The following is a 7,641-nucleotide window of genomic DNA, read 5'->3' on the forward strand; positions in this document are numbered from 1 at the left end:
GAGCTCACGTCTGGGGAACCTCTCGTGGTCGCCTCGCGACGGCCGGCTGCGGGCTGCGGACGGTGCGGGCCCAGGGTCCCACGGTCACCGCCGGCCCCCCGGGCGACCCCCGGCTCCCCTGCCGGGCGGCCGGAGGGCGCCCGGGTGCGGCACGATCGGCGCCGTGGACACCTCCCCCGGTCCCTCCCCGGACGACGAGCGGGGCGCCCCGCCGGTTCCCCCGCTCGCGGCGCTCGAGCGCGCGGCCCTCGAGGTCGAGCGCCACGTGGCGGTCGCCGGCTGGGACGCGCCGCCGCGCGTCTTCGCCCTCCTGCGCACGGCCGACGCCGTCGCGACCGACCCGTCGCTGGCGGACGTCCTGCCCGCCGAGGTCGTCGCCGAGGCCCTCGGCGACCCCGACCACCTGACGTCGGTCGAGCAGGAGGAGCTGCCCGAGGCCGAGGGCCTCGAGGAGCTCCTCGGGCGCATCGGCTGGCCGCCGGCCGTGGCGGGAGCGGCGGTCGTCGTCGAGCGCGTCGTCGTGCCGCCCTCCGTGGAGCTGCCCGAGGACCCCGCGGCCGCCCTCGAGGCGGTGCGCTCCCACCCCGAGCGCCAGGACGTCCGCATCGCCGTCGCCGTGCTGCGGGACGGGTCCACGGGCAGCGCGGTGCGCCGGCGCCTCGAGGACGACGACCTCCGCGTCGTCGTCGGCGAGGACCTCGTGCCCGGCCTGTCGGCGGCCCTGCGCGCCACGCTCACCGGCGGCTGACGCCGGGCCCGGTCCCGGAGGCCGCTCGCGGGAGGCACCAGCGCGAGCTCCCCCCGGCAGGGTGTCCGCGGGGCCCGCCGTGGCGGAGCTCGCCGCTCAGCCGGCCGCGGCCAGCGCCTCCCGGCAGCCGGGCAGCTCCTGCCCTCCCCCGTCGGCCAGCTCCTCGAGGGCCGAGCGCGCCTCTCCGAGGGAGGAGACGGCGACGACGCGCATCCCGTCCGGCACGTGCCCGACGACCTCGTCGCAGTTGACCGCCGGGGCGAGGAAGACCTCGGCCCCCGCGCGGGAGGCGCCCACGAGCTTCTGCCGGATGCCGCCGATGGGTCCGACCGCGCCCTCGGCGCTGACCGTGCCCGTCCCGGCGACGTGCAGGCCCCCGATGAGGGAGCCGGGCGTCAGGAGGTCGACGAGCCCCAGGGCGAAGACCATGCCGGCGCTCGGGCCGCCGACGTCGTCGATGCTGATGTCGACCTCGAAGGGCACCTGCACCTCGGGGTCGAGCAGGACGCCGAGGACGGTGCGGCCGTCGTCGCCCCGCGACGTGGTGACGGCCACCTCGAGCTCCGCGCTGTCGCGCTCGAGCCCGAGGCGCACCTCGGCGCCGGGCTCGACCTCCTGGAGGCGCGCGCGGAGGTCGTCCACGGTCGGGGCGGGGCGGCCGTCGACCGCGGTGATGACGTCGCCGGGCTCCAGGCCGTCCGGCAGCTCCTCGCCGGCGGCCCCGGAGACGCGCAGGCGCACGTCGACGGGCACGTCGAGCTCGCGCAGGGCGGCCGCGGTCGCCGCCTGCTGGGAGGACGACATCTGCGCCTGGCGCGCCTCGTCGACGTCCTCGCGGGTCTGGTCGGGCGCGAACACCCGCCCCACGGGCAGGGCCTCCTCCACGGGGTCGAGCCACGCGGAGACCACCTGCGCGAGGACGACGTCGCGGCCGGGGCCGCCGGAGGTGCTCACCGTCAGCAGGTCCAGGCTCCCCTCGGTGGGGTAGGTCTCCCGCCCCTCCACGCTGATGAGGGGCTCGCCGTCGCGCCCCTCGCCGAGGACGTCGAGGACGGGGCCGGGGGCCTCCACCGCGTACGGGGTGCCGGCCGCGCCGAGGAGCGACAGCAGCAGGAGCGACGCCCCGAAGCAGACGCCCAGGGCGCCGGCGGCCGAGCGCCACGGCCCGCGCCGGCGCCCGGCACCGCCCTCGCTCCCGACGGTGCCGTCGGCGCCGGACCGGTCGACCGCGCTGACGTCCTCGCCCATGCACCCTCCTCGACGGCTGCTCGCCCCGTGCCCGACCGTGCGGGGCGCTACGCCCTGCGCGGACGGCGCCCGCGCGAGGGCGATCCTCCCCCGCCGCTCGCTACCGTGGAGAGCCGGGGCGCCGCACGGGCGCCGACGCGAGGGCCGCACACCGGGCCGTCGCCCGCCGACCGCCCCGTCCGCACCGGCGCCCACCGGCGAGCACGAGCCGGCGACCCGCACGCGTCCCGCCCGCAGGAGGAGCCATGAGCCAGACCCCGCCCCCCCGGCCGCCCCGACGACGGCGAGGGCCGCAACCCCCTCGAGGACCTCCTGCGCCAGCTCATGGGCGGGATGCCGCCCGGCGGCGGACCCGCCGGCGCGAACCCCTTCGCGAACCTCGACCCGGCCGCGCTCCAGGCCGCGGGCCTGCCCGGCGACCCGGCGGCGCTCGGCCGGATGATGGCCCAGGTCCAGCAGATGATGGCGGGCGGCGGGGACGGGCCCGTCAACTGGGACCTCGCCCACCAGGTGGCCCGTCAGCGCGCCGTCGCCGACGGCGACCCGAGCGTCCCGGACGCCGCGCGCCGCTCGGCCGCGGAGGCGCTGCGGCTGGCCGACCTGTGGCTCGACGAGCGCACGGCCCTCGGGAGCGCGGGTGCGACGAGCGCCGCCTGGTCGCGCTCGGAGTGGGTGGAGGCCACCCTCCCGGTCTGGAAGCAGCTCGCCGAGCCCGTGGCCCGCTCCGTGGGCGAGGCGATGGCCACGGCGATGGCCGAGCAGGCGCCGCCGGAGATGCGGGCCATGGTCTCCGCGGCCAGCGGCGTCGTCCGCTCCGTCGGCGGTGCCGTCTTCGGCATGCAGGTGGGCCAGGCGATCGGCGAGCTGGCCGGCGAGGTCGTGTCGGGGACCGACATCGGCCTGCCCCTCGCCCCGGAGGGCACCACCGCCCTCCTGCCCGCGAACGTCGACGCCTTCGCCGAGGGCCTCGAGGTGCCGCTGGAGGAGGTGCGCCTCTACCTCGCGCTGCGCGAGTGCGCGCACGCCCGGCTCTTCACGCAGCGCCCGTGGCTGCGCGCCCACGTCCTCGGCATCGTCGAGGCCTTCGCCGCCGGCATCCGGATCGACACCGAGCGCATCGAGGAGGCCGTGCGGTCCGTCGACCCGACCGACCCCGAGGCCCTGCAGCAGGCCCTCGGCTCGGGGATGCTCGAGCCGGAGCGCACGCCCGAGCAGGAGGCGGCCCTCGGCCGGCTGGAGACGGTCCTGGCGCTCGTCGAGGGCTGGGTCGACCACGTCGTCGACTCCGCGGCCGCGCCGCTGCCGAGCGCAGCCGCCCTCCGCGAGGTCGTCCGGCGCCGCCGGGCGGCGGGCGGGCCGGCCGAGCACACGCTCTCGAGCCTCGTCGGCCTCGAGCTGCGGCCCCGCCGGCTGCGCGACGCGGCCGCGCTGTGGGCCGCCGTCGAGGCCGCCGAGGGGGTCGAGGGCCGGGACGGCGCCTGGTCGCACCCCGACCTCGTCCCGGGCGCCGAGGACCTCGACGACCCGGCCGGCTACGCCGGGCGCCGCTCGCGGGCGGACGAGCAGGCCTCCGACGTCGACGCGGCCCTCGCGCAGCTGCTCGACGGCGGCCTCGGCGAGGCCCGGCACGAGCGCTCCGCCGGCGAGCGGACGGCTCGGCAGGACGAGGGCGGGCAGGACGACGAGCCCGACGACGACCGGCCCGGCGACGAGCGGCCCGGCGACGGCGGCGGCGCCCCGCGGTGAGCGTCGCGGGCGCGGGCGTCGAGGCGCGGCGCCGAGCCGCGGCCCGTGCCGAGCTCGAGGCCTGGGCGGCGGCGTCGCCCGCGCCGAGCGCCGAGCAGGCCGCGCTGCGCCGGCGCTACCTGGAGCACCTGGGCGTCCCGGGGGCGCTCGACCGCGACGGCAGCCCCGACCACCTGACGGCGAGCGCCCTCGTCCTCGACCCCGCCGGCGAGCGGACCCTCCTCGTGCTGCACCGCCGGGGTGGCTTCTGGGTGCAGCCGGGCGGGCACGTCGAGCCGGGGGACGCCGGGCTCGTGGCCGCGGGCCTGCGCGAGCTCGTCGAGGAGACGGGCGTGCCCACTTCCGCCGTCCGCGCAGGCCCCCACCCCGTCGACCTCGACCACCACGAGCTCTCCGCCGCCTTCGGGCGGTGCCGGTCGCACCTCGACGTCGCCGTCCTCGCCGTCGTGGACCCGGCGGCGGCGACGAGCGCGAGCGTCGAGAGCGACGCCGTGGCGTGGTGGCCGCTCGACCACCTGCCGGACGGTGTCGACGGCGGCCCGGCCGTGGCCGCCGACTTGCCGGCGCGCCTGCGGCGCGCCGCGGAGGAGCTCCGTCAGGGCGCCCGCCGGGGTCTACGTAGCCCCGCGGCGACGTCGGCGTCCCCTGCCGTGCCCCCGTCCGCGTCCGGGTCGTCCTCGGCGGCCTCGTCCGCGTCGCGGCCGGCGTCGCCGCCCTCGCGCCGGGCGTCCGCGGCGGACCACCCCTCGAGGTAGCCCCGGGCGCGCTCGGTCCGCGGGTAGGCGGTCAGCAGGCGCCAGAAGTCGTCGCCGTGGCCCGGCACGAGCAGGTGCGCGAGCTCGTGGAGGAGGACGTAGTCCACGACCCACGGCGGCAGGCCCTGCAGGGACGACGACAGCCGGATCGTGCCGTCCGCGGGCGTCGTCGAGCCCCACCGCGACCGCTGGTTGCCGACCCAGCGGACGGAGGTCGGCACGGCCCGCCCGTCGAGGTAGCGCTCGGAGAGCGACCGGGCGCGCGACGCCAGCTCGCCGTCGTCGAGGTGGCGGCGGGCGTCGCGGGCCGACAGCCGCGCCACCATGCGCTCGACCCACTGGGCCTCCTCGGCGCGGGAGAAGCGCGCCGGGATGCAGACGACGACCGCACCGTCCTCGCGGAAGGCGGTGACGGTGCGGCGGCGGCGCGCGCTGCGCCGGACCTGGACGGGCGGGCGCCCGGCGGCGCCGTCGCGCGACGACCGCCGGGCCGCGCCGCCCCCTGCGTCCATGGCCGGACGGTAGCGGCTGCGCCTCGGTGGGGCCCCGAGGCGCGCGGCCTGTGGACGCGCGCCGTCGGCCGCGCCGGGCGCTGGCACCCTCGACCGGGACGCCCGCCGGGCGAGGACGGGGGGCGCGGTGCTGAGGATCTCCCCGGGGCTGCGCCGGTGCTGGCGCGGCCTCGACCGGCTGCAGCTGGGGCTGGACCCCGCCCACGCCGTCGTCCTGGAGGACCTGTCCGCCGGCGAGGAGGCGCTGCTCGAGGACCTCGTGGACGGGGTGCCGGACGGCGCTCTCACGACGAGGGCCGCCGCGCGGGGCGTCGCCCCCGCGGACGCGGCGCGGCTGGTCGGTCTCCTCGCGACGGCCGGGGTCCTCGAGCACCCCGCCGCGCCCGGCAGCCGCGCCGCGGCGCGCGCGACGGCGGCCGAGGCCACCGCGCTGGCGCTCGTCCACGGCCGGAGCGGCTGGGACGTGCTCGCCGGCCGGGCGCGGCGGGTCGTCGTCGTCGACGGCGCGGGCCGCGTCGCGGACGCCGTCGCCGCCGGGCTGCGGGAGGCCGGGACCGGCGCCGTGGCGGTGCGCAGCCCGGGGGCGGCCCCCCGGGGAGCGGGGACCGGCCCTCCCCCGCCGGGAGCCGCAGCAGCCCCGCCCGACCTCGTGGTCCTCGTGGCGGACGCCCTCGTCGCTCCTGCCCGGGCGGCGCGGCTCGTCCGTGCCGACGTCGACCACCTGCCCGTGGTCGTGCGCGAGAGGTCCGCCGTCGTGGGCCCCCTCGTCGTCCCGGGGGCGGGGCCCTGCCTCCGCTGCGTCGAGCTGCACCGCGCCGACCGCGACCCCGAGTGGCCCCTCGTCGCCGCACAGCTCGCCTCGCCCGCCACGACGGCCGTCCCCGACGTCGTCCTGCTCCGCCTCGCCTGCGCGCTGGCCGTGGCGCAGGCCCTCGCCCACCTGGACGACGCGACCGGGTCGGCGGCCGGAGGCGCGTCGTGGGAGGTGCGCCTGCCCGACGGGGTGCCGTCCGGGCGGGCGTGGGCCCCGCACCCGTCCTGCGGCTGCACCTGGCCGCCCCCGTGACCCGACCGTCGAGCACCCGAGCCGGCTCCCCGGCGCCCGGGGCGAGGGGCCGGGCCGCGCCGGTCGGGCCACCGGGTGATGATGGGCGGGTGGACGAGCTGCCGCGCCGAGCCCTGCAGCGGGGCGTGCGCCTCGCGAGCCTGCCCGCCGGCTTCGCCGGGAGGACGGCCGTCGGCCTGGGCAAGCGGCTGGGCGGCCGGCCGGCGGAGGCCGTCGCGGCCGAGATGCAGGCGCGCACCGCCGAGCAGCTCTTCACCGTGCTCGGCCAGCTCAAGGGCGGCGCGATGAAGGTCGGCCAGGCCATGAGCATCTTCGAGGCGGCGCTGCCCGAGGAGGTGGCGGCGCCCTACCGCGCCACCCTCACCCGCCTGCAGGACTCTGCGCCCCCGATGCCCGCCGCCACCGTCCACGGCGTCCTCGACCGCGAGCTGGGGCCCGACTGGCGCACGCGCTTCGCCACCTTCGACGACGAGCCGGTCGCGGCGGCCTCGATCGGCCAGGTCCACCGGGGCACGTGGGAGGACGGTCGGCCCGTGGCCGTCAAGATCCAGTACCCGGGGGCGGCGCAGGCGCTCGTCGCGGACATCACGCAGGTGTCCCGCGTCGCCCGGCTGACCGGTTCGTGGCTTCCGGGCCTCGACCTCGGCCCCGTCCTGGCGGAGCTGAAGGAGCGCCTCGTCGAGGAGCTCGACTACACCGTGGAGGCCGCCTCGCAGCGGGCCTTCGCCGACGCCTTCCGCGACGACCCCGACTTCGCGGTCCCCGAGGTCCTGGAGAGCACCGAGAAGGTCATCGTCTCCGAGTGGCTCGACGGGGAGCCCCTCTCGACGGTCATCCGCGAGGGCAGCCAGGAGGAGCGCGACCTCGCGTCGCGGCGCTACCTGGAGTTCCTCCTGCTCGGTCCGGCCGAGACGGGTCTCCTCCACGCCGACCCGCACCCGGGCAACTTCCGCCTGACCCGGGACGGGCGCTTCGGCATCCTCGACTTCGGCGCCGTCAAGCGCCTCCCGGACGGGATGCCCCCCGCGGTCGGCCGTCTGCTGGGCGTCGCCCTCTCGGACGACCCCGACGGCGTCGTCGCGGGCCTGCGCGAGGAGGGCTTCATCAAGCCGAGCATCGAGCTCGACGGGCGCGCGCTCCTCGACTACGTGTCGACGTTCCTGCGCCCTCTGGACACCGAGCTCTTCACCTTCGACCGGGCCTGGCTGCGCGAGCTCTTCGCGGAGGTGCGCGACCCGCGGACGCCGGCGTGGGCGGTCGGCCTCAAGCTCAACCTGCCCCGCGAGTACGTCCTCATCCACCGCGTGTGGCTCGGTGGCCTGGGCGTGCTGTGCCAGCTCGGCGGCACGGTGCCCTGCATCGAGGTGCTCGAGGACCACCTGCCCGGCTTCGCCGACGCCTGACCTCTCGACACCGACACCGCTCGCGCGGACCGGACGTGCTTCGGGCATGCGAAAGGGCCACCCCCCACAAGGGGGGTGGCCCTTCCACAGATGAAGTCCGGCGGCGACCTACTCTCCCACGCAGTCCCCCACGCAGTACCATCGGCGCGAACGGGCTTAGCTT

Annotated in this window: 6 protein-coding genes, 1 rRNA gene and 1 pseudogene; 5 read left to right on the top strand and 3 right to left on the bottom strand. The window is 78.8% G+C overall.

Going from position 1 to position 7,641, the window contains the following annotated elements; translation table 11 throughout:
• Nucleotides 1-163: 163 nt before the first annotated feature.
• Entirely contained in the window at nucleotides 164-748 is a 585-nt protein-coding gene (locus WDV85_RS16495; protein WP_339571656.1) for a PPA1309 family protein, read from the top strand.
• A gap of 96 nt (nucleotides 749-844) precedes the next feature.
• Here WDV85_RS16495 and WDV85_RS16500 read toward each other — a convergent pair whose 3' ends face one another.
• Complete coding sequence (locus tag WDV85_RS16500; protein ID WP_339571657.1) at nucleotides 845-1,996, bottom strand: YlbL family protein; 1,152 nt, start codon at nucleotides 1,994-1,996, stop codon at nucleotides 845-847.
• A gap of 324 nt (nucleotides 1,997-2,320) precedes the next feature.
• Between WDV85_RS16500 and WDV85_RS16505 the strand changes: the two genes are divergently transcribed.
• Both WDV85_RS16505 and WDV85_RS16510 read left to right on the top strand, forming a co-directional pair.
• Nucleotides 2,321-3,742, top strand: coding sequence for a zinc-dependent metalloprotease (locus tag WDV85_RS16505; protein WP_339571658.1), 1,422 nt, complete (start codon nucleotides 2,321-2,323; stop codon nucleotides 3,740-3,742).
• Nucleotides 3,739-4,248: pseudogene (locus WDV85_RS16510) on the top strand (NUDIX hydrolase); the annotation flags it as partial. The gene WDV85_RS16505 and the pseudogene WDV85_RS16510, both read left to right, overlap by 4 nt.
• Nucleotides 4,249-4,337: 89 nt before the next feature.
• Here the strand turns inward: WDV85_RS16510 and WDV85_RS16515 are convergent.
• The gene (locus WDV85_RS16515; protein WP_339571659.1) at nucleotides 4,338-5,009 is read right to left on the bottom strand and encodes a M48 metallopeptidase family protein; all 672 of its coding nucleotides are present in this window, start codon (nucleotides 5,007-5,009) and stop codon (nucleotides 4,338-4,340) included.
• Between the two features lie 127 nt (nucleotides 5,010-5,136).
• Here WDV85_RS16515 and WDV85_RS16520 point away from each other — a divergent pair, with 127 nt between their 5' ends.
• Nucleotides 5,137-6,075, top strand: a complete 939-nt coding sequence (locus tag WDV85_RS16520; RefSeq protein ID WP_339571660.1) for a hypothetical protein — start codon at nucleotides 5,137-5,139, stop codon at nucleotides 6,073-6,075.
• Nucleotides 6,076-6,164: 89 nt separating this feature from the next.
• A complete protein-coding gene (locus tag WDV85_RS16525) occupies nucleotides 6,165-7,478 on the top strand; it encodes an ABC1 kinase family protein (protein ID WP_339571661.1) in 1,314 nt (437 codons plus the stop codon).
• 95 nt (nucleotides 7,479-7,573) lie between these two features.
• Here WDV85_RS16525 and rrf read toward each other — a convergent pair.
• Nucleotides 7,574-7,641, bottom strand: a 5S ribosomal RNA gene (gene rrf, locus WDV85_RS17210); the annotation flags it as partial.

The organism is Pseudokineococcus sp. 5B2Z-1, from assembly GCF_037482305.1.
Lineage (GTDB): Bacteria > Actinomycetota > Actinomycetes > Actinomycetales > Quadrisphaeraceae > Pseudokineococcus.

Coding starts and splice junctions, on each gene's coding strand:
- WDV85_RS16505 (WP_339571658.1), top strand. CDS start 2,321: ATGGGCGGGATGCCGCCCGGCGGCGGACCCGCCGGCGCGAACCCCTTC.
- WDV85_RS16500 (WP_339571657.1), bottom strand. CDS start 1,996: ATGGGCGAGGACGTCAGCGCGGTCGACCGGTCCGGCGCCGACGGCACC.
- WDV85_RS16515 (WP_339571659.1), bottom strand. CDS start 5,009: ATGGACGCAGGGGGCGGCGCGGCCCGGCGGTCGTCGCGCGACGGCGCC.